Genomic DNA, 25,395 nt, shown 5'->3' with positions numbered 1-25,395 from the left:
CGGGTCGCTATGTCACGTCGAGATTTGGCGCGATTTCACCCCCTTGGCGCAGGGCTATTTGGATTAGGCGTTCCCCTCACGCATGTATAACTATCTCGACTTCGAAAAGCCGGTGCAGGATCTTGATGGCAAGATCCTCGAACTGAAGCGGCTCGCCGACAACGGCGAAGCAGTCGACGTCGGCGATGAGATCGCGAGGCTCGAGAAGCGCTCCAAGGATGCGTTGCGCGACATCTACCGGGCGCTGACCCCGTGGCAGAAGGCGCAGGTCGCCCGCCACCCCGATCGTCCGCACTGCCTCGACTACGTGAAGACGCTGTTCACCGACTTCACGCCGCTCGCCGGCGACCGCGCCTTTGGTGAGGATTACGCCATCATCGGCGGCTTCGCGCGCTTCCGGGGCCAGTCCGTGGCCGTGATCGGCCAGGAGAAGGGTTCCGACACCCAGACCCGGCTCAAGCACAATTTCGGCATGGCGAAGCCGGAAGGCTACCGCAAGGCGGTGCGCATCATGGAGCTCGCCGACCGTTTCAATGTTCCCGTCGTCACGCTTGTCGACACCGCCGGCGCCTATCCGGGCATCGGCGCGGAGGAACGCGGACAGGCCGAGGCCATCGCCCGCTCGACCTCCGCCTGCCTGGGGCTGAAGGTGCCGTCGCTCTCGGTCATCATCGGCGAGGGCGGTTCTGGCGGGGCGATCGCGATCGCCACCGCAAACCGCGTCTACATGCTGGAACACGCGATCTATTCGGTGATCTCGCCGGAGGGCGCGGCTTCGATTCTCTGGCACGACTCCACCCGGGCCAGGGATGCGGCGACGAACATGAAGATCACCGCGCAGGACCTGCTCGACCTGAAGGTGATCGACTCGATCATTCCCGAGCCGCTCGGCGGCGCGCATCGCGGCCGGGATGCCGTTATGAAGTCGGCCGGCGACCAGATCGACAAGACGCTCGCCGAGTTCGGCGCGATGAACATGGACTTCCGCGAGCACCGCCGCGACAAGTTTCTCGCTGTCGGCCGCAGCCTCTAGTTGAAAAAGCAGCGCCGGCTTGCCCGGCGCGCCCATTTTTGCCACAAAAATGCCGTTGGCTTGCTCGCATGACCTACCGGGTTCTTGCCGCGGGGGACGCTTGCGGTAAGGATTCCTCAAGGTTAATCGGCCTAAACAGATTCCATCGCAACGCTGCCGTTGTGGCAGGTGAAGACGTCGAACGCATGATCGCCAGAACTCTACGCGCCGGACTGTTGATCGCCGCCCTGGGAGTCGCGGGCTGCACGGAATCCACGCTGAACGTCGCGGGTGGCGGCGCCAACGCGCAACTCCCCCAGCGGATCGTGAAGGAGATGCGGGCGAAGGGCATGAGCCGCAGCTCGCCCATCCTGGCGCGCGTCTTCAAGGAAGAGAACAAGCTCGAGATCTGGAAGCAGAAGACGAACGGGCGCTACGACATGATCGCGTCCTACGACATCTGCAAGATGTCCGGGAAGCTCGGCCCGAAATTCATCGAAGGCGACCGCCAGTCTCCGGAAGGCTTCTATACCGTGCGTCCGGGGCAAATGAACCCGAACTCCCAGTTTCATCTCGCCTTCAACATCGGCTATCCGAACGCCTATGATCGCGCCCATGGCCGCACCGGCTCCAACCTGATGGTGCACGGCGCCTGCTCGTCGTCGGGATGCTTCTCGATGAACGATGCGCAGATCACCGAGATCTACGCGTTCGCACGCGACTCGTTCAGGGGCGGGCAGACCGAGTTCCAGGTGCAGTCATTCCCCTTCCGCATGACGGCCGCCAACATGGCGCGCTACCGCAACGACCCGAACTACAAGTTCTGGGAGATGCTGAAGGAAGGCTACGACCACTTCGAGATCAGCAAGGTGCCGCCCAAGGTGGACGTGTGCGAGAAGCGCTACGTCTTCAACCGCATCGCGCCCGGCGCGGCCTTCTCGCCGGCCGGAGCCTGCCCGGCAAGCACGATGCCGGATCAGCTTGCGACCGCCTATCAGACGTACCGCTCGACCTATGACGCGGCTTTCTCGAAGGCCGTGAGCAGCTCCAGCGTCGCGACGAAGGCATCGATCACCGGCCTCACGGAGGCCAAGCTGGTTTCCGACTGGACCACACGGCGCGCACGTGGCGAACGCGTTTCGATGCAGCCGCCTTCGATGGCGCATGACGGGACAGTCTCCGTGACATCCCGCATGGGGCGGATCGACTCGCCCGCCGGCCGCAGGATGGCCGCTGTCGACGCCGAAAAGGCGGCGAAGGAAAGGGCGGCGGAACAGAAGCGCCTGGCCAAGCAGCGCGAGGAAGAGGCAAAGCAGCTCGCCGCCTCCCGTGCGGCGGAAGAGAAGGCGGCGGCCGAGCAGGCCGCACAGGTTCCTTCTGCAGAGCCCGCACCAGCCGCAGCGTCCCCTGCCACGGCGCAGGCGGCCCCTGCCCAGCAGCCGGAGGAGAAGACCGGCATTCTTGGCGGCATGCGCAAGCGCCTGACCAACATCTTCGGCAGCTAGGACCGCCCGTAATTTCCGAGATCTATGACCTGAGGGGCCTGAACTGCCCCCTTCCCGTGCTGAAGACGCGCAAGCGCCTCCAGGCGATGACGCCCGGCAGCCGGCTATGGGTGGAGACCACGGACCCGCTCGCGGTGATCGACATCCCCGCATTCGTGAGCGAGGACGGCCACAGGCTCGTCGAGAGCGAGGCCGTCGCGGGCGGTCACCGCTTTCTCATCGAGCGGGGCGGCTGACCGAGCGCGTCAGCTCCGAAATCCGGCGATCGCCAGCGGATTGTCCGCGACCGCAGCGCGGTCGGGCGTGTCGACGGCCGCCTGGTTCGTGATTGCCGCGAACAGGCGGCGCGCATAGTCTTCGGGCATATCCGACGTGATCAACACCAGCCTCGTTCCGCGCCGAGCGTCGGGCCAGGAGGGCAGCCGCGCCGGCGGATGCAGGATCTTCTGGACGCCGTGGATGACCAGGGGGCGAGCCGGGTCCTCCGCAAGCTCGATGATGCCCTTCATGCGCAGCAGCTTGTCGCCCTGGGTCGACTGCAGCAGGTCGAGGAAGGTCGATATTGCGGAAAACGGCACCGGACCGTCGTGGACGAGGCTGAACGAGCGCACACGGTCGTCGTGGCGGTGGTGGCTGTGGTCATGGTCGTCGTGGTGGTCATGCTGATGATCGTGGCCAGCGTGATCGTGGTCGTGTCCGTCGTCCCCATGATCCGACGCCTCGCCCAGCCAGCGACGCACGTCGGCGGTCTTGGTCACGGGGTCGTAGAGCCCGCATTCGAGGAGCGAGGCCACGCTCGCGCGGGGCGCAGCCGTATCGATTATCATGGCGTTGGGGTTGATGCGCCGGATGCGTGCCTGCAACGCTTCGAGCGCAGCGGCGTCATCCTGCAGGTCGAGCTTGCCCATCAGGATGCGGTCGGCGACCGCTACCTGCTTCACCGCCTCGACATGGTTGTCGAGCGTCGCACCGCCGTTCACCGCGTCGACCAGCGTGATGACGCCGTCGAGCCGAAACGCCTGCACGAGGACCGGGTGGCCCATGATCGACTGCAGGACGGGCGCCGGATCGGCCAGACCCGTCGTCTCGATGATGACGCGCGACAGGCGCTTGATGCGGCCGTCCTGGAGTCGATCCACCAGATCGGCCAGCGTATCGACCAGCTCGCCGCGCACCGTGCAGCACAGGCAGCCGTCCGACAGTTCGATGATGCCGTCGGAGGCCTTCTCGACCAGGAGATGGTCGATGGCGACGTCGCCGAACTCGTTGATGATGACGGCGGCGTCCGTCAGCGCCGGGTCCTTGAGCAGGCGGTTGAGCAAGGTCGTCTTGCCGGCGCCCAGGAAGCCGGTCAGGACCGAGACTGGAATCGGGAACATCGGGTCCCTGCGCCTAGTTCACGTCGCCGACGCCGGACGACGCCCTGGCATCGGCCGCCACGGGATATTCGGGGCGGGGCGTCGGGATCGGCACGTCTGCGTAGTTTTTCGCCAGCATCTCCGCGTAGGCCCGCGGCACCGGTCCGTCTGCGCCGCCGGATCCCACCGCGACCAGCTTCAGTGGATGATCGTAGGGTTCGGCGAACGGCGATTTCTTCGTCTGTGCCTGCTCGCTCGGCTGGGGCTTGGCCTTGTCACCCTTCGCCGTCTTCACCGGCTTGGGGCAGATGACCTCGCGCATGTCGCGGGCGACGTCCACACCCTCGCCGTAGCTGGGCAGCGCCGCCACGGTGTCCGCGCCGATGTGCGGGTTTGCAAATCCGTCGTCGAGCATTGCGGCGACGGTTTCGGCACGCTTGGTCGCCGAGGCCTCGCCGAGCACGATGGCGACCAGCGTGCGCCCGTCGCGGGTTGCCGTGCCGATCATGTTGAAGCCGGACGGGCAGATGAAGCCGGTCTTCATGCCGTCCACCCCCTTGTACCGGCCCACCAGCAGGTTGAAGTTGGTCAGCTTCTTCTTGCCCGCGAGCAGTCCCTCGATCGAGAAGTACTGGAGATGCTGCGGGAATTCGCGGCGGATCGCCATGACCAGCAAGCCAAGGTCGCGCGCCGTGGTGTATTGTTCGGCGGCGTGCAGGCCGTTGGGGTTGACGAAATGGCTGCCCTTCATGCCGAGGCGGGCGGCTTCGGCATTCATGCGGTCGGCGAACGCCTGCTGCGAGCCGCCCACATTCTCGCCGATCGCCATGGCGATGTCGTTGTTGGAACGCACCAGCATCATCTTCAGCGCATTGTCGGCGGTGACCACGGTGCCTGCAGGATAGCCCATCTTGCTGGGCTGCTCCCTGGCGGCCTTCTTGGAGATCGTGATCGGCGAATCGAGCTGCAATTCGCCCGCCTGGATCGCCCGGAACGTCACATAGGCTGTCATCAGCTTGGTGAGCGACGCCGGATACCACCGCTGGAACGCATCCTCATGCGAGATGATGCGTCCATCGTTGAGGTCGAAGAGCAACGAGGGCGTGGCGAGCGCGGGCGTAGCGCCCCATGCGCAAGCCAGTGCGCCCAGTGCGAGAAACAGGGGTCTAAAATTCCGCCGCATGCAAAAATCCGGTCTTGTGTCGTCCAGCGTCGTCGCCATCTTGAGGTTTGATGGCGGCATCGTCTATGTTCCGGTTGGCCAGCCCTCAATCCGGCGCCCGTCACCAGCTATCTAGCCTATGTGACGCCACCAAGGCAAAACCGCAAATCTGCCTTCGTTGGGCAGGGCGCACCAGACGTGAGACATTGCATGCCGATCTTGAACCGCGCAGCCGAAATGCAGGACGAAGTGGCCGGGTGGCGACGGCAGCTCCACCAGCAGCCGGAACTCAATTTCGACGTCTTCAAGACCGCTGACTTCGTCACCGCGAGGTTGCGCGAGTTCGGCGTCGACGAGGTCGTCACCGGGCTCGGCCGCACCGGCGTGGTCGGGGTCATCAAGGGCAGGCACGGCGAGGGCCGCACCATCGGCCTGCGCGCCGACATGGACGCCCTGCCGATCCACGAGGTCACCGGCAAGCCCTATCAGTCGCAGACGCCCGGCGTCATGCATGCCTGCGGCCATGACGGCCACACGGCGATGCTTCTGGGGGCGGCGAAATATCTGGCCGAGACCCGCAATTTCGCCGGCAGCGTCGCCGTCATCTTCCAGCCCGCCGAAGAAGGCGGCGGCGGCGGCAACGAGATGGTCAAGGACGGCATGATGGAGCGTTTCGGCATCGAGCGTGTGTTCGGCATGCACAACATGCCGAGCCTGCCGGTTGGCCAGTTTGCGCTGAGGCCGGGTCCGATCATGGCCGCGACCGCGGAGTTCACGATCGGCATCAAGGGGCGGGGCGGTCATGCGGCGATGCCGCACACCACGATCGACCCCATCATGATCGGCAGCCAGCTCGTCGCGGCGCTCCAGACCATCGTGTCGCGCAGCGCCGACCCGGTCGAGGCGCTGGTGGTCACGGTCACCAAGTTCCACGCCGGCGACGCCTACAACGTCATCCCCGACCATGCCGAGATCGCCGGCACGGTGCGCACCCTGAAGAAGGAGGTCGCCGCGCTGGCCGAACGGCGCATGCGGGAGATCTCCGCAGGGCTCGCAGCCGCGCATGGAACCGAGATCACCGTCGCCTACGACGCCAACTATCCGGTGACCGTCAACGATGCCGAGCAGGCTGTCTTTGCCGGCGACGTAGCTGCCGTCGTGGCCGGCGAGCCCAACGTGCACCGGGCGATGCCGCCGGTCATGGGCGGCGAGGATTTTTCCTACATGCTCGAGGCGCGGCCCGGCGCCTTCATCTTCATCGGCAACGGCGATTCGGCCTCGCTCCACCACCCTGCCTACGACTTCAACGACGAGGCGATCGCGCACGGGATGAGCTACTGGATCAAGCTCACCGAGACCGCGCTGGCGGCATGAAGCCCGCGCCCCCGAAAGGGGGCGCAGATCGATTCTGCGCGCGCCGGAAAACTGTCCGGCGCGTGCGCGCAAACGGTTGGCGAAGCGGCGCAAAGCCTGTATGAGTGCCGCCGAGTGGTCCCGTAGCTCAGTAGGATAGAGCGGCAGATTCCTAATCTGTAGGTCACAGGTTCGATTCCTGTCGGGATCACCATTGAAGCGCTGGATGATGTTTGGCAGCGCCATCATGCTGCGTCGCGCGACAACTTGGTCCCTCCGATCTCCAACGGTTTCATCGGTCCGCGGCTGGTCAGCGCGACCCGCTTGCGTTCGCGTTCAGGTTGCGTCACCCCCGCCAAGGGACTGGAGAGAGCGCATCCACATGGCGAAATGGCTCATCCTGATTGCCGGCGTGTTTCTGTTCTTCAATGGCATGACGGCGCGAAGATACGGTTACGCAGATCCCGAGCAGCACTGCTTCAACATGGACTACATCAAGTTGGTCGGTTGCTTCGGCACGCCGACGGGACCGTCACTCGTTGTATGGGGATCGACCCTCATCGGCGCTGGCCTGATTGCCTGATCGGTCATCCGCGGCAGGCGTCGAACCGGGGAAGCCGGCGCACGGGAGCACGACGTGGAATGAACAGCCCTATTCGGCGGTGAACGTAGCGGCCGAAATTGATCCACCGCGGAGCGGGTGAGATCAGCGTCAACTTATGCAGGCGCTGCGCGGTCTCGACGGCCCGCGCCCCTACGCCCGTAGCGAAAGCGACCCGCCCCACGCGCCCCCTGAAAATCCCGCGTTTACGCACCGTTTACGGGCAGTCGGCGCATTGCACATCGCGCGTTGATTGCGGCCGGGCATAGTCATGAGGCTCTCGAAAACAGGGAGCGTTCCATGCTCGACCTTCTCTACATCGCGCTTGCCGCAGGCTTCTTCGTTGCCGCTGCGGCCTCCGTGCGCCTGCTCGAACGGCTGTGAGGCGCGTCATGACGTTCGACCTCCTCCTCGGCGGCGCCGTCGCCGCTCTCCTTCTCGTCTATCTCGCCTACGCGCTGGCCAGGCCCGAACGGTTCTGATTGCTGGCAAGGACACGTCTCATGGCGCCCGACATTCTTCAGTTCATCCTCTATGCGGCGCTCGTCGCGGCGCTGGCCTGGCCGCTCGGTCTCTATCTTGCCCGCCTCTACGAAGGTGGGCGGACATGGCTCTCGCCCGTCCTGTCGCCCGTCGAACGCGGCTTCTATGCGCTCGCCGGCGTCAAGGCCGACCAGGGCCAGCACTGGACGCGCTACGCGCTCTGCGCGCTTGCCTTCAGTCTCGTCTCATGGGCGCTGCTCTACGCGATGCTGCGCCTGCAGCACCTGCTGCCGCTCAATCCGGAAGGTTTTGGGCCGCTGTCGCCGGACCTGGCGTTCAACACCGCGGTCTCGTTCACGACCAACACCAACTGGCAGGCCTATGGCGGCGAGACGACGCTGTCGTATCTGAGCCAGATGGCGGGACTGACGGTGCAGAACTTCGTCTCGGCCGGCGTCGGCATGGCGGTCTGCGCGGCCATCATCCGCGGCTTCATCGCCCGCGAGCAGAAGCTGCTCGGCAATTTCTGGGTCGATCTGACCCGTTCGGTCCTCTACGTGCTGTTGCCGCTGTCGATCGTGCTGACCCTCTTCCTCGTCTGGCAGGGCGTGCCGCAGAACCTGATGGCCTATGTGCCGGCGACCACGATCGAGGGCGCACAGCAGACGATCGCCCAGGGTCCGGCGGCCTCGCAGATCGCCATCAAGCAGTTGGGCACCAACGGCGGCGGCTTCTTCAACGCCAACTCGGCGGCTCCCTACGAAAACCCGACGCCGCTCGCCAACCTTGCCGAGATGGTCTCCATCCTGCTCATCCCGGCGGCCTTCTGCTTCATGTTCGGCAGGATGGTGCGCCACATGCGCCAGGGCGTCGCCATCTTCGCGGCGATGGGGGTCCTGTTCCTCGGCGCGCTGGCGCTGACCTACGGGTCCGAGGTTCCCGGCAATCCGGCCTTCGCTTCGCTTCCCGTCGAGCAGACCGCCGGGAACATGGAGGGCAAGGAGGTTCGCTTCGGCGTCGGGAATTCGACGCTGTGGGCGACCGTGACGACGGCCGCATCGAACGGCTCCGTCAACGCCATGCACGATTCCTTCATGCCGCTCGGCGCGCTCGCCCCGATGCTCTTGATGCAGGTCGGCGAGGTGGTGTTCGGCGGCGTCGGCTCCGGCTTCTACGGCATGCTGTCTTTCGTGGTGCTGACGGTCTTCCTGGCGGGGCTCATGGTCGGCCGCACGCCGGAATACCTGGGCAAGAAGATCGAGGCGCGGGAGGTCAAGCTGTCCGTGATCGCCTTCCTGGTGATGCCGCTGGGCGTGCTGGGGCTCGGCGCGCTCGCCGCCGTGCTGCCGGTGTCGCTCTCCTCGCTGCAGGAGACGGGTCCGCACGGTCTGTCGGAGATCCTCTACGCCTATTCGTCCGCCACCGGGAACAACGGCTCGGCATTCGCGGGCTTCGGCGCCAACGTGCCCTATCACAACACCATGCAGGGCATCGCGATGCTTCTGGGCCGCTTCGTCTACCTTGTCCCGATGCTGGCGGTTGCGGGCTCGCTCGCGGCGAAGAAGTCCGCGCCTGCATCGAGCGGCACGTTCCCCACCCACGGCCCGCTCTTCGTCACCCTGCTCGTCGCCGTGATCGTGATCCTCAGCGGGCTCACCTTCTTCCCGGCGCTGGCGCTGGGCCCGGTCGCCGAGCACGTCTCGATGCTCGCCGGCCAGACGTTCTGAGGAACTCCATGCGCAAGAAGCAAGACATCTCGCTCTTCGACCGGCGCGTCACAGGCCCGGCTCTCAGGGCTGCGTTTCAAAAACTCGCGCCGCGCGTCATGGCGAAGAACCCCGTCATGTTCGTGACCGAGGTCGTCGCCGCACTCTCCACGCTGCTTTTCGTGCGTGACTTCTTCACCGGCGGCGAGAACGTCGCTGTGGTCGGCCAGGTTGCCGCCTGGCTCTGGTTCACCGTCTATTTCGCCAACTTCGCGGAAGCCATGGCGGAGGGCCGCGGCAAGGCCCGCGCCGACACGCTGCGCGCCACCCAGTCCGAGACCCCGGCGCGCAAGCTGGCGGCGCTTGATGCGGCAACGCATGAAATGGTCTCCAGCCGTTCGCTGAGGCCCGGCGATCTGGTACTTGTCGAGGCCGACGACATCGTCCCTGCCGACGGCGAGATCGTGGAAGGCATCGCCTCGGTCGACGAGAGCGCGATCACCGGCGAATCCGCCCCGGTGATTCGCGAGGCAGGCGGCGATCGCTCGGCAGTGACGGGCGGAACGCGCGTCGTGTCCGACTGGATCAAGGTGAGGATCACGTCCCGGCCCGGCGAGAGCTTTCTCGATCGGATGATCGCCTTGGTGGAGGGCGCCGAGCGCCACAAGACGCCGAACGAGATCGCCCTCAACATCCTTCTCGCAGGCATGACGATCATCTTCCTGATCGTGGTCGTGACGCTGGAGCCCTTCACGATCTATTCGGGCGCGCTGATCCCCGTCGTGTTCCTGATCGCGCTCCTGGTGACGCTGATCCCGACCACCATCGGGGGCCTGCTGTCGGCCATCGGCATTGCCGGCATGGACCGGCTGGTGAAGGCGAACGTCATCGCCAGGTCGGGCCGCGCCGTCGAGGCAGCCGGCGACGTCGACGTGCTGCTCCTCGACAAGACCGGCACCATCACCTTCGGCGCGCGGATGGCGGATGCCTTCGAGACGGTGCCCGGGGTCTCGCAAAGGGAGATGGCGGAGGCCGCACTGCTGGCCTCGCTCGCCGACGAGACGCCCGAAGGCCGCTCGATCGTCGATTTCGCGCGCAAGAAGCTGGGCCGGGCGTTGGACGGAACGGATCAGGTGACCGATGCCATCCCCTTCTCGGCCAGCACTCGCATCTCCGGAGCGGATTTGAGAGACGGTACGCGATTGCGAAAGGGCGCCTCCGACGCGATCCTGGCCTGGTGCGGCACGACGGCGACGCCGGAACTGCAGGCGCTGGTGGAAGGCATCGCCAGATCGGGCGGCACCCCGCTGCTGGTCGCGCAGGACAAGCGGGTGCTGGGCGTCGTCCACCTGAAGGACATCGTCAAGCCCGGCATCCGCGAGCGTTTCGCCGAACTGCGCCACATGGGCATCCGCACGGTGATGATCACCGGCGACAACCCGCTGACGGCGGCCGCGATCGCGGCGGAAGCCGGGGTCGACGACTTCCTTGCCGAGGCCACGCCCGAGCGCAAGCTGGACCTGATCCGCAAGGAACAGGCCGAGGGCAAGCTGGTCGCCATGTGCGGCGACGGTTCGAACGACGCGCCGGCGCTGGCCCAGGCCGATGTCGGGGTCGCCATGAACACGGGCACGCCCGCGGCAAAGGAAGCGGGCAACCTGATCGATCTCGATTCCGATCCCACGAAGCTCATCGAAATCGTGCTGGTGGGCAAGCAGCTGCTGATCAGCCGGGGCTCGCTGACCACGTTTTCGGTCGCCAACGACGTCGCGAAGTATTTCGCCATCCTGCCGGCGCTGTTCGTCACCGCCTATCCGGCGCTCGATGCGCTCAACGTCATGCGGCTGGGCAGCCCCGGCAGCGCCATCCTCTCGGCGGTCATCTTCAATGCGCTGATCATCATCGCGCTGATCCCGCTGGCGCTGCGCGGCGTGAAGTACCGGCCGGCGACGGCGGCGAGCCTGCTGCGCCGCAACCTGCTCGTCTACGGCCTTGGCGGCCTGATCGTTCCATTTGTCGGCATCAAGGCGATCGACCTGATTGTCAACGCCGCCGGCATCGTATGAGGTGACACCATGATTTCCGAGTTGAGACCGGCCATCATCATGCTCGTCCTGTTCACCGCGCTGACGGGCGTGGCCTATCCGTTCGCGATGACAGGCGCGGCGCAGGTCCTGTTTCCGGCTCAGGCCAACGGCAGCCTGATCGAGCGCGACGGCCGCATCGTCGGTTCCGAACTGATCGGCCAGGCCTTCGCCGGGGATGCCTATTTCCACGGGCGGCCTTCGGCGGCAGGCAGCGACGGGTACGATGCCGCGTCTACCGGCGGCAGCAATCTTGGCCCCACATCGAAGGCGCTGATCGAACGGGTCGCCGCCGACGCACGGCGCATCAGCGCCGAGAACGGCGGCGGCCGGGTTCCCGTGGACCTCGTCACCGCGTCAGGCAGCGGCCTCGATTCGCATATCTCGCCGGAAGCGGCCTACTTCCAGGCCGCGCGCGTGGGCAACGCCCGCGGCGTCGATGGGGGAGCGGTCCGCGACCTGGTCGCAGGACAGGTCGAGAAGCCTACGCTGGGCGTCCTCGGCCAGCCGCGCGTCAACGTGCTCCTGCTCAACCTCGCTCTCGACGAGCGCTTCCCGGCCCGACCGTCAACGGAGTGACGATGGAGAAGGAAAGCCGCCCGGAACCCGAGGCCCTGCTCGCGGAAGCGGCGAAGGAGGGACGCGGGCGGCTGAAGATCTTTCTCGGCGCCGCCCCCGGCGTCGGCAAGACCTACGCCATGCTGGAGGCCGCGCAGCGACGCCGCGCCGATGGCGTCGACGTGGTGGTCGGTGTGGTCGAAACGCATGGCCGCGCCGAGACGGAGCGACTGACCCCCGGGCTCGAGCTGTTGCCGCGCGCGCAGGTCCCCTATGGCGGCCGGATCCTTGCCGAGATGGATCTCGACGGGCTGCTCGCGCGGCGGCCGCGGCTGGCGCTGGTCGACGAGCTCGCGCACACCAATGTGCCCGGCAGCCGCCATGCCAAGCGCTGGCAGGATGTCGAGGAGCTGCTGGATGCGGGCATCGACGTCTACTCGACGCTCAACATCCAGCACCTGGAAAGTCTCAACGACGTGGTTGCCCGGATCGCCCGGCTGAAGGTTCGCGAGACCGTTCCCGACAAGGTGCTGGAACTGGCCGACGAGATCGAGCTGATCGACCTGCCGCCCGAGGAACTGATCGAACGGCTGCGCCAGGGCAAGGTCTGCATCCACGACCAGATCGCCCGCGCGATCCAGAACTTCTTCTCCAAGGGCAACCTGACCGCGCTGCGCGAACTCGCCATGCGGGTCGCCGCCGACCGCGTCGATGCCCAGATGACCGCGCATATGAAGAGCCACGCCATCGCCGGGCCCTGGCCGACACAGGATCGGGTGCTCGTCTGCGTGAACGAAGCCCCCGTCTCCAAGGCGCTGGTCCGCGCCGCCAAACGGATGGCCGAGAGGTCGCGGACGGACTGGATCGCGGCCAGCGTCGCGACGCCCCAGTCCGAGCACCTTCCGGACGCGGCCAAGGATTCCATCGCCGAAACCCTGCGTCTGGCAGAGACGCTCGGCGCCGAGATCGCGACCATCAACGCGGAAAGCCACGTCGCCGACGAGATCCTCTCCTTCGCGCAAAGCCGCAACGTCTCGCGCATCGTCATCGGGCGACCGCGGCCCCGGCTCTTCTCCGCCTGGTTCACGCGCGAGACTGTCGCCGAGGAGATCATCCGCAAGGCGCAGGATTTCGAGGTCACGATTGTCTCCGCCGACCCGGTGGAGGCCCGCAAGTCCGTCATCGGCGCGGCGCGGCCTGCGCTCGAGCGCGACCCGAAGGCCTACCTGTGGGCGACCGCAACCATCATTGCCTCCGGCGCGGCGGCCACGCTGGTCAGCGGCCTGTTCCCGGTCGAGAGCCTGTCGCTGTTCTTTCTCGTCGGCGTGCTGGCCGTCGCCAGCCGCTTCGGCCTCTGGCCCTCGATCTATGCCAGCGTGCTCGCCTTCCTCGGCTATGATTTCTTTCTCGTCGAGCCCTACTACACCTTCGAGATCGCCCACGAGAAGGTGGTGATGACGCTGGTCCTGTTTCTTCTGGTGGCGATCGTCACCGGGAATCTCGCGGCCCGGCTTCGCAACCAGGCCCGCGCCCAGCGCGCCATCGCCAAGCGGACCGCGAAGCTCTTCGACTTTTCCCGAAGGGTGGCGAGCGTCGCCTCGCTCGACGACGTCGTCTGGGCGGCGGTCACCCATGTCGCCTCGACCATGCAATGCTCCTCCATGATCCTGATGCCCGACCGATCGGGCAAGCTCGCCATTGTCGGCGGCATGCCTCCGGAGGACCAGTTGCAGGCAAGGGATTGGGGCGCAGCCGCATGGGCCTGGGAGAAGGCGGAGCCGGCCGGCTGGTCGTCGGCGACGCTGCCCTCGGCCACCTGGCTGTTCATGCCGATGAAAAGCGCCGAAAAGGTCCACGGGCTGCTGGCGGTCCAGTTCGGCGCGCGCGAATACATCACGACCGAGGAACGACGGCTGCTGGACTCCCTCGTCGACCAGGTCGGCATCGCCATCGAGCGCACCAAGCTTGCCGCCGACATGGAGCAGTCGCGCCTGCTGGCGGAAACCGAGAGCCTTCGCGCGGCGTTGCTGTCCTCCGTCAGCCACGACCTGCGGACCCCGCTCGTCTCGATCATCGGCGCTGCCACGGCGCTGGTCGAGTCCGACGGGGCGCTTGGCGGAAGCGGACGCAAGGCGATGGCCGAAACGATTCGCGACGAAGGCGAACGCCTCAATCGTTATGTCCAGAATCTACTCGATATGACACGACTGGGCTACGGTGCGCTGAAGGTGGCGCGCGAGCCGGTCGACCTGCGGGAAGTGGTGGGACGGGCGATCCGGCGGCTGGAGCGGGATCTTGCCCGCCATCGCGTGGTGCGCGACCTTCCGTCGTCGTTGCCGGAGGTAATGGGCGATGCGGTGCTTCTGGAGCAGGTGGCGACGAACATCCTCGACAACGCCGCGAAATACGCGCCGCCCGGATCGGAAGTGACGATCTCGGCTGCGCCACATGACGGCGTCGTCGCACTGGCCATCTCCGACCAGGGGCCCGGCATCGCGGAAGCCGACCGCCCCCACGTTTTCGACATGTTCTTCCGCGTGCATGCGGGCGACGGCCTGCCCGGCGGCACGGGGCTGGGGCTCGCCATCGCCAAGGGTATCGTCGACGCCCATGGCGGGTCGATCCGCGCCGAGGCCGCGACCGCCGGGGGGCGAGGCACGCGCATCGTCCTGACCCTGCCCATGGGCTCGTCGGGTCATGGGGGTCCCGCGTGAACACGGGCCGCATCCTTCTGGTCGAGGACGATCCCGGCATCCGCAAGTTCCTGCGCGTGGCGCTCGAGGCGCACGGGTTCTCGCTCGAGGAGGCGGCCTCCGGCAAGGCGGGCATCGCCCTGGCCGCCACCGCGCAGCCCGACCTCGTGGTGCTGGATCTCGGCCTGCCGGACATGGACGGCAAGCAGGTCATCGCCCGTATCCGCGAATGGTCGCAGGTTCCGATCCTGATCCTGTCGGTCCGGCAGGCCGAAGCCGAGAAGGTTGAAGCCCTCGATTCGGGCGCGAACGACTACGTCGTAAAACCTTTCGGCATTGCCGAGATGATGGCGCGCGTGCGGGCGTTGCTGCGGTCGAGTTCCGGCGGCACGGCCGCCAATCCGGAAATCGTCCGGGGCGAGTTGCGGATCGATCTCGCGCGCCACGAAGTCACGCTCGCGGGCGAAGCCCTGAAGCTCACGCGCAAGGAGTTCGAGCTTCTGGCGCTGCTCGCCCGCAATGCCGGTCGGATCGTCACCCACCGCCAGCTTCTCAACGATGTCTGGGGACCCGCGCACGAGCACGACGTTCAGTATCTGCGGGTCTTCATCGGCCGCCTCCGCGGCAAGCTTGGCGATGATCCTGCAGCCCCACGCTTCATCCTGAACGAACCCGGCGTGGGCTATCGCTTTCTGGACTGAAGGCGCTGTCGAGATTGTCCGTGGGAGGAGATTCTCCTGGGAGACACCACGTTTCCGGGCATCCGCGGGAGATTGGCGCCCGTGAACGATTTCCTTCCGGGCAAGCTGCCACAGTCTGGAATGAAGAGATTCAAGGGTTGTAACGAGCTTGCCTTTCCCGCCGGCTCCGGCCGGCTGGTTCTGTTTTGCCGGCAGAAATCCTGGACGGGTCGCTCCGGGGAGCTTATTCACATGGAAGTGAAGCTGAGCCCGCACATAGACGCCGCGCCTTCTTTCTCGCGCCTTCGCGCCACCGTGCTCCTTTTGGTGTTGGCGCTCCTCGCGCCACATGCTTTGCCGGCGCTGCCGTTGCCGGCCGCTTTGGAACTTGCGGCCCAAAGTCACCGGCCCTCGGTCGACGTGGTCCTTCCCAAGGCATCGGCGATCACAGGCCTGCGAAGCGGGGACGAACCTGTCATCGTCGAAAGGGCGGATGGCCCCCCTGTTCTGCCTTCGGTACCGCGGATCGACAGGCCCCGCACCATCGGCCTGATCGGAACGTCTCCGGATGTTTCCGGATTGCTTTCTCGCGCGTTTGCGCTTTATCGGCAGCGCGCACCACCCGCTTAAAACCCAGGAAAACCATCAACCGCAGAGGATCTCGCGGGATCCGCTGCAATCGATGCTGCGCCATCGGCGCTTGGGTATGAGACATATGAACGATAGCAACGATCCGAACTCGAAGGACAGCATCCGGTCCTCGATGCTTGGCTGGGCCGCGCTCGTGGTCGGCGCCGCTGCAATTCTTGGGATCGCATACGTCCTGCGGCCATAGGCTGCCGGACTTTCAACGAGCATCCGCCGCCGGTCTTATGGCCGGCGGTTCTCTTTTTGGGTGCCGTAGCCGTGCCGTCTAGGCGCTTTGTAGCAGGTCGGCGAGGAAGTCGCCTGAGGTTCCGACCCGCTGCACCTGATCGGCGAAATCGTTGACGGCATCCGCATAGGGTCCTATGTCGGCCCGCACCGCCTCGTAGAGCACGGAGCTCAACAGCGCGATCTTCTTGGCGTCGTCGAGGCTGACGCCGACCGACGGCACGATGCGGTCGGCGGCGACCTGCTCGAAGTAGCTTTCCGCATCGAGGAAGAACTGTTTTGACGCGTCCGGATCGCCGCCGGCGGCCGTGAGGGCGGCCGCGGTGATGATCAGGTCGAAGGCCTTCTCCACCGCCGCCTCGTAGCTCAGGGCCCCGAACGCAAGGTCGAACCACGCCTGTCCGTCCGGGTTGCCGGTGGCGAGGTTGGTGGTGAAGTTCAGATACTTGTTCTCCGCATTGTACGGCGAATAGTACGCGTCGGTCAGGTCGTGCGGGTTGGTCTCCGAGCGGATCAGGTATTCGAAGCCGGCTTCCGACGGTACCGTCTGCATGAAGAGCTGCCAGACCGCCGCCACCAACCCGGTCTCGAAGCGGTCCAGCGTCCAGTCCGGCTGCTCCATGTCGATCAGGCCGGCGAGCGGCGTGTCGGCGGCGGTCTCCGCCCCGAAGCGGATGAACTCGATGCCGTCGAGCACATCTGCGCCCAGATCGCCGTCGGACGGGTCGATGTCGAGCACGCCGATCCTGCCGTTCGCGAGCTGTACGAAGACATAGCCGTCCGCATCGCCCGGCAGGACGACGCTGTCGTCGCCGTCGCCGCCGAAGATGTCGTCGTCGCCTTCGAGCGGCCGGAACACGTCATTGCCGGAGCCGCCATGCAGGATGTCGTTGTCGGGGGTGCCTATGAGGGCATCGTCGGCGCCGGCAATGGTGATGGTGACCGTGCTGGTCGTCCCGTCGGCGGTCGTGATGGTGAAGGTGTCCCTCAGCGTCTCGCCATGCTTCAGGCCGTTGACGGTCGCATTCGCATTGTCGAGCGTGTAGGTCCAGCTGCCGTTGCGCGCCATCTCGACGCTGCCATAGCCGCGCGTCGAGGCGGTCCCGGCCTTGATCGGCTCGAAGCTGCTCCCACCCCCGTCCGGATCGGACGCGCTCGCAACGCCGGTGGCAGCCGGCGTTCCAGGCCCGGCAAGGCCGGCCTCGACGACCTGCCCGGTGAGCGTTCCGCCGACGGCGGCCGGATCGTTCGCGGGCGTCATCACGAAGCTCTGCGTGGCGGCGGTCGTTCCGCCATTGCCGTCGCTGACCTGGTAGGACAGCGTCACCGTGCCGTTGAAGTCGGCCGGCATGGTGACCGTGTAGGTGCCGTCGCCATTGTCGACCACGACCCCGCCACCCGACGCCGACAGGCCGACCACCGACAGCAGGTCGTTCTCGGCATCGCTGAAGCCGGCCAGCAGGTCGGCCGCGTCGACGACATAGGGCGCATCCTCGACGCCGGGCTGCAGCACCGCCGTCGGCAAGCCAGCCGGCGCGTCGTTGACCGGGGTGATCGTCAGGGTGAACGTATCGAAGGCGGAGGCAGCGCCGTCATTGGCGGTCACCTTGATGTCGATCACGCCATGGAATTCCTGCGGAGGCGTGCCGGAGAAGGTGCCGGTGCCGGCATCGAAGGAAAGCCAGCTCGGCAAGGCGCTGTCATCGCCAAGCGTTGCGGTGAAGGTCAGCGCGTCGACTTCGACATCCGAGAACGCGTTGGACGGAACCGTGAAGCTCCACGCCGTGTCCTCGTCTATGGTCTGATCGGCAATCGGATTTGCAACGATGGGCGGGCTGGGCGCCTCCCAAGAGAAGGTAAGTTTTATGTACTCTTCCAGGCCGGGAGCATCAGATAAATTGTTATTTCCCGATCCCAAATTATAAGAGATATTTATATACCCGTCGCGGATAATCTCAGCCCACTCATTTTCACTTATTGAAAAATGAACTGTAGTTGGAGCGGCCGGCCCAAACGCTCCATCGTACTGTGGGCCTGAATAAGGTCCAAATTCGTGTCCTTCAATATTTAATGAGAGATACTCGGTAGAAAAACCAACATCGAAATCGCCAAAATATTCTAGCTCGATAGTCACGCCGCTTAATGTGGATATTCCTCCATCTAAATCTATTATCGAATTAAAGTCTGAAATGATGGAGCCGAGTCCAGCGGAATTGCCAAATCCAACGTGCTCATTCACTATCGTCATTAACATGCATTACACCAATATCTGAATTACTTGCCTTAACGTCCACTTGGCCAGAGTGACGGTCCATCCCTCCAGAGACCCTGGCATTGTCCTATGAACCGCTCGTGGGCGTGTAGCGCGCCGTCAGCCTTGCGACCGACAAGGAACCGGCGGCCGGCTTGGTGGGTCGAGAGAGCGAGCGTCTCATCGGCGCGAGCAAGCCATTCGGAGAGGCCTGAGGACAGAAGAATCAGCGGTCCCTTGTTCTCGACTTTGGGTCGTTGCTCGTCGCTCGCGCCGGTCAGATGTGGAAAATCAGAACCCGTTCAGGTTCGTGGGCCCTCGGCGTGGCCCTTGGCGCGGCTGATGGCCTCAGTCAGTCATCCAGGCCATTGCCGCCAAATTGCTTGCGGCGGCGCCCCGGCCTTGCGATGGACTTGGCCGCCGAAGCAGCGACGCGTCCAGGCGTCTGATTTTATCTGGAGAAATTTGGTGGAGCCAATCGGAATCGAACCGACGACCTCTTGAATGCCATTCAAGCGCTCTCCCAACTGAGCTATGGCCCCACACCCGGCCGTGGCCGGCGCCGTTTCCGGCGAAGAGGATGGGCGCGAGGGTCGCTCGCGCCTCAGTCACGGCGGCTTCTAGCGCCGCGCATTTTGAAGATCAAGCCCACTGTGAGGCTTTTTCTTGGGTGCGGCATTTACGCAGTGCGATTGTCCTCGCAAACGCGCCCGCCGCACCGAGGCGATCAGGTCTCCTCGTCGTCGTCGCCGACGCCGATGATGCCGGAAACGTCGTCGTCTTCCTCTTCCTCGTCCTCGATGAAGACGTCGTCGTCGTCGTCGTCGCCCAGATCAACGTCGTCATCGCCGAGGTCGGGCAGGTCGCCGCTCTTGGCTTCGTCGTCGGCGTCCTCGAGTGGTACGGTCTCGACGGCGTCTTCGGAATCCAGTTCCTTGCTCTCGACCTCTTCCTCCTCGTCCAGGGCGCTGGGCGAGTTGGTCTCAAAGTAACTGCGGGGATAGCTCTTGCCTGTGTAAGGCGAAACGATCGGATCCTTGTTCAGATCGTAGAACTTCCGGCCCGTCTCCGGGTCAATGCGTTTTGTTCCAAGTTCTGGCTTGGCCACGGGTCAACCTCGTCTCAAAAGTTTGGTCCCCATAAACGCTGATTTCGAGCCTGTCAAAGCCTATCGAAATCCAACTTTTTCAATGTTTGAACTGGCTTTCAGTCGCATCCGGCAAGGGATGACCTTGCCCGGCAGCCGTGATAGGAGACCGCCGAAAACGAAGGAAATGCGGCCTGGCCGGTATTTTCGAGCGAGGACACGAGATGGATCACCACGCTTCTCCCAAGCCGGCGACGGCGCGCAAGTCGAAAGCATTGTCCGGTTCGGTGCGAGTGCCCGGCGACAAGTCCATCTCGCACCGCGCCTTCATGTTTGGCGGCCTGGCATCGGGCGAGACGCGCATCACCGGCCTGCTCGAGGGCGAGGACGTGCTGCGCACCGGTGACGCCATGAAGGCGATGGGCGCCGTGATCGAGAAGCATGGCGATGAGTGGATCATCCAGGGCGTCGGCAACGGCTGCCTGCTCGAGCCCGTCGCGCCGCTCGACTTCGGCAATGCGGGCACCGGCTCGCGGCTCACCATGGGCCTCGTCGGCACATATGACATGGAGACGACCTTCATCGGCGACGCCTCGCTGTCGAAACGCCCGATGGGCCGCGTGCTGGATCCGCTGCGCGAGATGGGCGTCCAGGTGGTGAAGGCGGCGCCGGGCGACCGCATGCCGCTCACCTTGCGCGGACCCAAGCACGCCGCCCCGATCTCCTACCGTGTCCCGATGGCCTCCGCGCAGGTCAAGTCGGCGGTGCTCCTTGCTGGCCTCAATGCGGCAGGCGTCACCACGGTCATCGAGCCGGTGATGACGCGCGACCATACCGAGAAGATGCTGAAGGGGTTTGGCGCGAATCTCGAGGTCGAGACCGATGCCGACGGCGTGCGCCACATCCGCATCGAGGGCCGCGGCAAGCTGTTGGGCCAGACCATCGCGGTGCCCGGCGATCCGTCCTCGGCAGGCTTCCCGCTCGTCGCGGCGCTGCTCGTGCCGGGCTCGGACATCGTCATCGAGAACGTGCTGATGAACCCGACCCGCACCGGCCTCGTGCTGACGCTGCAGGAGATGGGCGGATCGATCGAACTCCTCAACCCGCGCAATGCGGGCGGCGAGGACGTGGCGGACATCCGCGTCCGCGGCTCCGAACTCAAGGGCGTGACGGTGCCGGCGGAGCGCGCGCCCTCGATGATCGACGAATACCCGGTGCTGGCCGTCGCCGCCGCCTTTGCGGAAGGCGAGACGCTGATGCAGGGACTGGACGAACTGCGCGTGAAGGAGAGCGACCGCCTCGCCGCGGTGGCGCGCGGGCTGGAGGCCAACGGCGTCGACTGCACCGAGGGCGAGGACTGGCTTTCAGTGCGTGGCCGGCCGGACGGCAGGGGCCTCGGCGGCGGTACGGTCGAGACCCATCTCGACCACCGCATCGCCATGAGCTTCCTGGTCATGGGCCTCATGTCCGAAAAGCCGGTGACGATCGACGACGCCAACATGATCGCGACCAGTTTTCCGGAATTCATGGGCCTGATGAAGGGGCTCGGCGCGACGATCGAATAGGCGTAGCATGTCGGCTCCCTAATAAGCCAAGGGAGCCGTCGATGGCCGAGCACCGAGTCGTATCGAGGTCGGAATGGATCGAGGCGCGCGAGACGCTCCTCGGCGTGGAGAAGGATCTCACACGGCTCCGCGACCGCGTGAGCGAGCGGCGCAGGGCGCTGCCCTGGGTGCGCATCGACAAGCCCTACATGTTCGAGGGCGCAGACGGGCCGGTCTCGATGGGCGACCTCTTCGGCGAAAAGTCCCAGCTCATCGTCTACCATTTCATGTTCGGTCCGGACTGGGAGGAGGGCTGCCCGAGCTGCTCCTTCTGGATCGACAATCTGGAGGGCGCGCTGCCGCACCTGCCGCACCGCGACGTCCACCTGGTCGCCGTCTCGAAAGCGCCGATCGGCAAGCTTCTCGCCTACAGGAAGCGCATGGGCTGGTCGATCGACTGGTATTCGGCCGGGGACAGCGGCTTCAACGAGGATTTCGGGGTGACGTTCTCGCCGGAGGTGCTCGCCTCCGGCGACGCCGTCTACAATTACCGGCCGCAAGGCTTCTCGGGTGAACAGGCGCCGGGGCTCAGCGTATTCTTCCGCGATGCGGGCGGAGCCGTCTACCACACCTATTCGTGCTACGCGCGTGGCCTTGACAGCCTGAACGGCGCCTACCAGCTTCTCGACCTCGTGCCGAAGGGCCGCGACGAAGACGGGCTGAAATGGCCGATGGAGTGGGTCCGGCGCCACGACCGCTACGAATGATCCGGCAGGGAAGGACACGATGTACCAGCCGCCGCATTTCCGCGAGGACGACCTCGCCGTCCAGCACGCGCTGATCCGGGCGCATCCGCTCGGCCTGCTGGTCACGGCGGGAGCGGAAGGCCCGACGGCCAACGCGCTGCCCTTTCATCTCGTCTCGGAAGGTTGGGCCAAGGGCGTGCTGCAGGTCCATATGGCGCGGGCGAACGGCCAGTGGAAGGAGATCGCTGCGGGCGCGCCGGTGCTCGTCGTGTTCCAGGGCGTGAACGCCTACATCACCCCCTCCTGGTACGCGACCAAACAGGAGACCGGCAAGGTCGTGCCGACCTGGAACTACGCGATCGTGCAGGTGCGCGGGACGGCGAGGGTCGTCGAAGACGCCGCATGGCTGCGCGCCCAGATCGAGGCGCTGACGGGCGAGCGCGAAGCAAGCCGCCCGATGCCCTGGAAGGTCGGTGATGCGCCGGACGCCTACGTCGCGGCCCAGATCAAGGGTATCGTGGGCGTCGAGATCGAGATCACGCATGTCGACGGCAAGTGGAAGGTCAGCCAGAACAGGCCGGCTGCCGACATCGCGCTGGTTGCGCAAGGGCTGGATGCGAGCGCGGAGGTCCACGCCAACCCCGCGATGGCGGAGCTGGTGAGGCGCTACGGCGCCGACCGGTGACCTGCCCGCGAATTGGCGCCTCCTCCTCCGCGTCCTGTTGATTCACGGCGGATTTGCGGGCATGACCGCGCCAGCCCGGTCGGGCGTCCCGTCCCAACTCGCGAGCCTAAAATGCCTCTCCTGATAGCCATCGATGGCCCGGCCGCTTCCGGCAAGGGCACGCTCGCCCGCCGGCTTGCGGATTACTATCACCTGCCGCATCTCGACACCGGCCTGACCTACCGGGCGGTGGCGCATGTGCTTCTGGTCAATGGCTGGCCGCTGGACGACGAGGCGCACGCGATCGAGGCGGCGCGTCGCGTCGACCTTTCCAATCTCGACAAGCACGCCCTTTCCGCGCATGCCGTCGGCGAGGCGGCCTCGCGGGTCGCGGTGATCTCCGAGGTGCGCAGGATTCTGGTCGAGAAGCAGCAGGACTTCGCGCGCCAGCCCGCCGGAGCTGTGCTCGACGGGCGCGATATCGGCACCGTCGTCTGTCCCGATGCCGACGTTAAGCTCTACGTCACCGCCAGCGCCGAGGTGCGCGCCGCCCGCCGTCTGCGCGACATCGAGAACCGCGGCGGCACGGCCGATCTCGACGATATCCTGGCCGACATCAGGCGGCGCGACGAGCGCGACATGGGCCGCACCGACTCGCCGCTCAGGCCGGCTGTCGACGCGCACTTGCTCGATACGACGGAAATGTCTATAGAAGCCGCGTTTCAGGCGGCCCGGGCCATCGTAGATGGTGTCCAGGCCGAACGAAACGACGCCTGATAACGGACAGGCTCTTCCCGAAACGGGAACGCCGTCCCATATCTCGCACGAACCAGCCTGCCAGCATTCCCCTGCGCCGGACAGCCGCGAAGCGGCTTGGGCAACACACCGCCCGGAACGCCGGCAGGCAAACGCAACGCTAACCCACGGCGCCGCTCCGTCACACGAACGGGGCACCCAGGAGATCCAATGTCACAATCCAATCCCACGCGCGACGATTTCGCTGCGCTTCTCGAAGAGTCCTTCTCCGACGGCCACTCGGGCGAAGGCCAGGTCGTCCGCGGCATCGTCACGGCGATCGAAAAGGACATGGCCATCATCGACGTCGGCCTCAAGGTCGAAGGTCGCGTGCCGCTGAAGGAATTCGGCGCCAAGGCCAAGGACGGCCAGATGAAGGTCGGCGACACCGTCGAGGTCTATGTCGAGCGTATCGAGAACGCGCTTGGCGAGGCCATGCTGTCGCGCGACAAGGCCCGCCGTGAAGAGAGCTGGGGCCGCCTCGAGGAGAAGTTCTCCAAGGGAGAGCGCGTCGAAGGCATCATCTTCAACCAGGTCAAGGGCGGCTTCACCGTCGATCTCGACGGCGCCGTGGCCTTCCTGCCGCGTTCGCAGGTCGACATTCGTCCGATCCGCGACGTCACCCCGCTCATGCACAACCCGCAGCCCTTCGAGATCCTCAAGATGGATCGCCGTCGCGGCAACATCGTCGTGTCGCGCCGCACCGTTCTCGAAGAGAGCCGCGCCGAGCAGCGCTCCGAGATCGTCCAGAACCTCGAAGAGGGTCAGGTGGTCGAGGGCGTGGTCAAGAACATCACCGACTACGGTGCGTTCGTCGACCTCGGCGGCATCGACGGTCTGCTGCACGTCACCGACATGGCCTGGCGCCGCGTCAACCACCCGACCGAGATCCTCAACATCGGTCAGACGGTCAAGGTGCAGATCATCCGCATCAACCAAGAAACCCACCGCATCTCGCTCGGCATGAAGCAGCTCGAGTCGGATCCGTGGGGCGACATCGGCACCAAGTTCCCGCTTGGCAAGAAGATCCGCGGCACGGTCACCAACATCACCGACTACGGCGCGTTCGTCGAGCTGGAGCCGGGCATCGAGGGCCTCATCCACGTTTCGGAAATGTCGTGGACGAAGAAGAACGTGCACCCCGGCAAGATCCTGTCGACCTCCCAGGAAGTCGACGTGGTCGTGCTTGAGGTCGATCCGGCCAAGCGCCGCATCTCGCTCGGTCTCAAGCAGACGCTCGAGAACCCGTGGGAGGCTTTCGCCCGCAACCATCCGGCTGGTTCGATCGTCGAGGGCGAGGTCAAGAACAAGACCGAGTTCGGCCTGTTCATCGGCCTCGAGGGCGATGTCGACGGCATGGTGCACCTCTCCGACCTCGACTGGACGCGTCCGGGCGAGCAGGTCATCGAGGAGTACCAGAAGGGCCAGATGGTCAAGGCGCAGGTTCTCGATGTCGATATCGACAAGGAGCGCATCTCGCTGGGCGTCAAGCAGCTTGAGCGCGCCGGCGCCGGCGACACCGCCCCGTCTGGCGAACTGCGCAAGAACGCGGTCGTGACGTGTGAAGTCACCGCCATCAAGGACGGTGGCCTCGAAGTGCGTCTGGTCGAAAGCGGCCTCGACACCTTCATCAAGCGCTCCGACCTGTCGCGCGACCGTGACGAGCAGCGCCCCGAGCGCTTCACCGTCGGCCAGAAGGTCGATGCGCGCGTCATCGCCTACGACAAGAAGACCCGCAAGCTGCAGGTCTCCATCAAGGCGCTGGAAATCGCCGAGGAAAAGGAAGCGGTCGCCCAGTACGGCTCGACCGACTCCGGCGCGTCGCTCGGCGACATCCTTGGTGCGGCTCTGAAGAACCGCAAGGACTAATTGCCTGCCGTTTTTTGACGGCATGCTGGACCCCGCCGGAGCAATTCGGCGGGGTTTTTCGTTGGCGGCGGGGCGACGTCGATGGTCCGCCTATTTTATCCGGATGCAGGGATAGCGGTCGCGGATGTGCCGATTGAAGAACCGGCCCTTGGAGAAAGCGGCCCGGAACGCCGCATAGGTTTCCGGCGGGACGCCGCTGTAGTCGTATTGCCGGCCGGTCGTCACGAACCACACGGACAGCTTGCGAGTATCGCGATCGTAGCGTGTCTCCCGGATCGATGTCGAAGGCATTGGATGTCCTCCAACCAGTGGCGCGGCATCCTGCTGCGCCCTTCGAAGGGAACAATCGGCAGGGCAAATGGGTTGCACCG

The 25,395-nt window shown here is 65.5% G+C and carries 22 protein-coding genes and 2 tRNA genes; 18 read left to right on the top strand and 6 right to left on the bottom strand.

What is annotated here, in order from left to right:
• Positions 1-82: 82 nt before the first annotated feature.
• From PD284_RS01755 to PD284_RS01745, 3 genes are all read left to right on the top strand, one after another.
• Positions 83-1,033 (top strand): acetyl-CoA carboxylase carboxyltransferase subunit alpha, encoded by a 951-nt coding sequence (locus PD284_RS01755; RefSeq protein ID WP_274626511.1) that lies wholly within the window; start codon positions 83-85, stop codon positions 1,031-1,033.
• A 185-nt stretch (positions 1,034-1,218) separates the two neighbouring features.
• Positions 1,219-2,517 carry a L,D-transpeptidase family protein gene (locus tag PD284_RS01750; protein ID WP_274626510.1) on the top strand — a complete coding sequence of 433 codons (1,299 nt, stop codon included), beginning with the start codon at positions 1,219-1,221 and terminating at the stop codon, positions 2,515-2,517.
• A gap of 11 nt (positions 2,518-2,528) precedes the next feature.
• Entirely contained in the window at positions 2,529-2,753 is a 225-nt protein-coding gene (locus PD284_RS01745; RefSeq protein WP_274630514.1) for a sulfurtransferase TusA family protein, read from the top strand.
• A 9-nt stretch (positions 2,754-2,762) separates the two neighbouring features.
• Here PD284_RS01745 and PD284_RS01740 read toward each other — a convergent pair whose 3' ends face one another.
• Both PD284_RS01740 and PD284_RS01735 read right to left on the bottom strand, forming a co-directional pair.
• Positions 2,763-3,896, bottom strand: coding sequence for a CobW family GTP-binding protein (locus PD284_RS01740; RefSeq protein WP_274626509.1), 1,134 nt, complete (start codon positions 3,894-3,896; stop codon positions 2,763-2,765).
• Between the two features lie 13 nt (positions 3,897-3,909).
• Positions 3,910-5,058: a D-alanyl-D-alanine carboxypeptidase family protein gene (locus PD284_RS01735; protein ID WP_274630513.1), complete on the bottom strand. Its 1,149-nt coding sequence runs from the start codon at positions 5,056-5,058 to the stop codon at positions 3,910-3,912.
• Between the two features lie 189 nt (positions 5,059-5,247).
• Between PD284_RS01735 and PD284_RS01730 the strand changes: the two genes are divergently transcribed.
• From PD284_RS01730 to PD284_RS01685, 10 genes are all read left to right on the top strand, one after another.
• Entirely contained in the window at positions 5,248-6,411 is a 1,164-nt protein-coding gene (locus PD284_RS01730; protein ID WP_274626508.1) for a M20 aminoacylase family protein, read from the top strand.
• A gap of 116 nt (positions 6,412-6,527) precedes the next feature.
• Positions 6,528-6,604, top strand: a tRNA-Arg gene (locus tag PD284_RS01725).
• A 168-nt stretch (positions 6,605-6,772) separates the two neighbouring features.
• Positions 6,773-6,973: a hypothetical protein gene (locus PD284_RS01720; protein WP_274626507.1), complete on the top strand. Its 201-nt coding sequence runs from the start codon at positions 6,773-6,775 to the stop codon at positions 6,971-6,973.
• A gap of 410 nt (positions 6,974-7,383) precedes the next feature.
• Positions 7,384-7,473: a K(+)-transporting ATPase subunit F gene (gene kdpF / locus PD284_RS01715; RefSeq protein WP_274626506.1), complete on the top strand. Its 90-nt coding sequence runs from the start codon at positions 7,384-7,386 to the stop codon at positions 7,471-7,473.
• A 21-nt stretch (positions 7,474-7,494) separates the two neighbouring features.
• Positions 7,495-9,201 carry a potassium-transporting ATPase subunit KdpA gene (gene kdpA, locus PD284_RS01710; RefSeq protein ID WP_274626505.1) on the top strand — a complete coding sequence of 569 codons (1,707 nt, stop codon included), beginning with the start codon at positions 7,495-7,497 and terminating at the stop codon, positions 9,199-9,201.
• 8 nt (positions 9,202-9,209) lie between these two features.
• A complete protein-coding gene (gene kdpB, locus PD284_RS01705; RefSeq protein ID WP_274626504.1) occupies positions 9,210-11,246 on the top strand; it encodes a potassium-transporting ATPase subunit KdpB in 2,037 nt (678 codons plus the stop codon).
• A 9-nt stretch (positions 11,247-11,255) separates the two neighbouring features.
• Positions 11,256-11,843: a potassium-transporting ATPase subunit KdpC gene (kdpC, locus tag PD284_RS01700; RefSeq protein WP_274626503.1), complete on the top strand. Its 588-nt coding sequence runs from the start codon at positions 11,256-11,258 to the stop codon at positions 11,841-11,843.
• A 2-nt stretch (positions 11,844-11,845) separates the two neighbouring features.
• Complete coding sequence (locus PD284_RS01695) at positions 11,846-14,536, top strand: sensor histidine kinase (protein WP_274626502.1); 2,691 nt, start codon at positions 11,846-11,848, stop codon at positions 14,534-14,536.
• The gene (locus PD284_RS01690) at positions 14,533-15,216 is read left to right on the top strand and encodes a response regulator (protein ID WP_274626501.1); all 684 of its coding nucleotides are present in this window, start codon (positions 14,533-14,535) and stop codon (positions 15,214-15,216) included. The genes PD284_RS01695 and PD284_RS01690 overlap by 4 nt, the downstream gene beginning before the upstream one ends.
• An 81-nt stretch (positions 15,217-15,297) precedes the next feature.
• The gene (locus PD284_RS01685; protein ID WP_274626500.1) at positions 15,298-15,825 is read left to right on the top strand and encodes a hypothetical protein; all 528 of its coding nucleotides are present in this window, start codon (positions 15,298-15,300) and stop codon (positions 15,823-15,825) included.
• 283 nt (positions 15,826-16,108) lie between these two features.
• On the opposite strand, the gene PD284_RS01680 is transcribed toward PD284_RS01685, so the two are convergent.
• The 3 genes from PD284_RS01680 to PD284_RS01670 all read right to left on the bottom strand — a co-directional run bounded on the left by PD284_RS01680 (position 16,109) and on the right by PD284_RS01670 (position 19,427).
• Positions 16,109-17,986: a cadherin-like domain-containing protein gene (locus tag PD284_RS01680; protein WP_274626499.1), complete on the bottom strand. Its 1,878-nt coding sequence runs from the start codon at positions 17,984-17,986 to the stop codon at positions 16,109-16,111.
• A 799-nt stretch (positions 17,987-18,785) separates the two neighbouring features.
• Positions 18,786-18,861: transfer RNA gene (locus PD284_RS01675), tRNA-Ala, on the bottom strand.
• Positions 18,862-19,046: 185 nt separating this feature from the next.
• Complete coding sequence (locus tag PD284_RS01670; RefSeq protein WP_274626498.1) at positions 19,047-19,427, bottom strand: TIGR02300 family protein; 381 nt, start codon at positions 19,425-19,427, stop codon at positions 19,047-19,049.
• Positions 19,428-19,630: 203 nt separating this feature from the next.
• Between PD284_RS01670 and aroA the strand changes: the two genes are divergently transcribed.
• The 5 genes from aroA (at position 19,631) to rpsA (ending at position 25,024) form a co-directional block, all read left to right on the top strand.
• Positions 19,631-20,971, top strand: a complete 1,341-nt coding sequence (gene aroA / locus PD284_RS01665; protein ID WP_274626497.1) for a 3-phosphoshikimate 1-carboxyvinyltransferase — start codon at positions 19,631-19,633, stop codon at positions 20,969-20,971.
• 41 nt (positions 20,972-21,012) lie between these two features.
• Entirely contained in the window at positions 21,013-21,717 is a 705-nt protein-coding gene (locus PD284_RS01660; RefSeq protein WP_274626496.1) for a DUF899 domain-containing protein, read from the top strand.
• Positions 21,718-21,736: 19 nt separating this feature from the next.
• Entirely contained in the window at positions 21,737-22,381 is a 645-nt protein-coding gene (locus PD284_RS01655) for an FMN-binding negative transcriptional regulator (protein ID WP_274626495.1), read from the top strand.
• Positions 22,382-22,492: 111 nt separating this feature from the next.
• Positions 22,493-23,137: a (d)CMP kinase gene (gene cmk, locus PD284_RS01650; RefSeq protein ID WP_274626494.1), complete on the top strand. Its 645-nt coding sequence runs from the start codon at positions 22,493-22,495 to the stop codon at positions 23,135-23,137.
• A 189-nt stretch (positions 23,138-23,326) separates the two neighbouring features.
• On the top strand, positions 23,327-25,024 hold the full coding sequence (gene rpsA / locus PD284_RS01645; protein ID WP_274626493.1) for a 30S ribosomal protein S1: 1,698 nt from the start codon (positions 23,327-23,329) through the stop codon (positions 25,022-25,024).
• A gap of 90 nt (positions 25,025-25,114) precedes the next feature.
• Here the strand turns inward: rpsA and PD284_RS01640 are convergent, their stop codons facing one another.
• Positions 25,115-25,315, bottom strand: coding sequence for a KTSC domain-containing protein (locus PD284_RS01640; protein WP_274626492.1), 201 nt, complete (start codon positions 25,313-25,315; stop codon positions 25,115-25,117).
• Between the last annotated feature and the right edge of the window lie 80 nt (positions 25,316-25,395).

This window comes from Mesorhizobium shangrilense (genome assembly GCF_028826155.1).
In the GTDB taxonomy this organism is placed as follows: domain Bacteria; phylum Pseudomonadota; class Alphaproteobacteria; order Rhizobiales; family Rhizobiaceae; genus Arvimicrobium; species Arvimicrobium flavum.
Note: the sequence above shows the minus strand (reverse complement) of the source record. Positions and strands in the feature narration are given on the sequence as shown.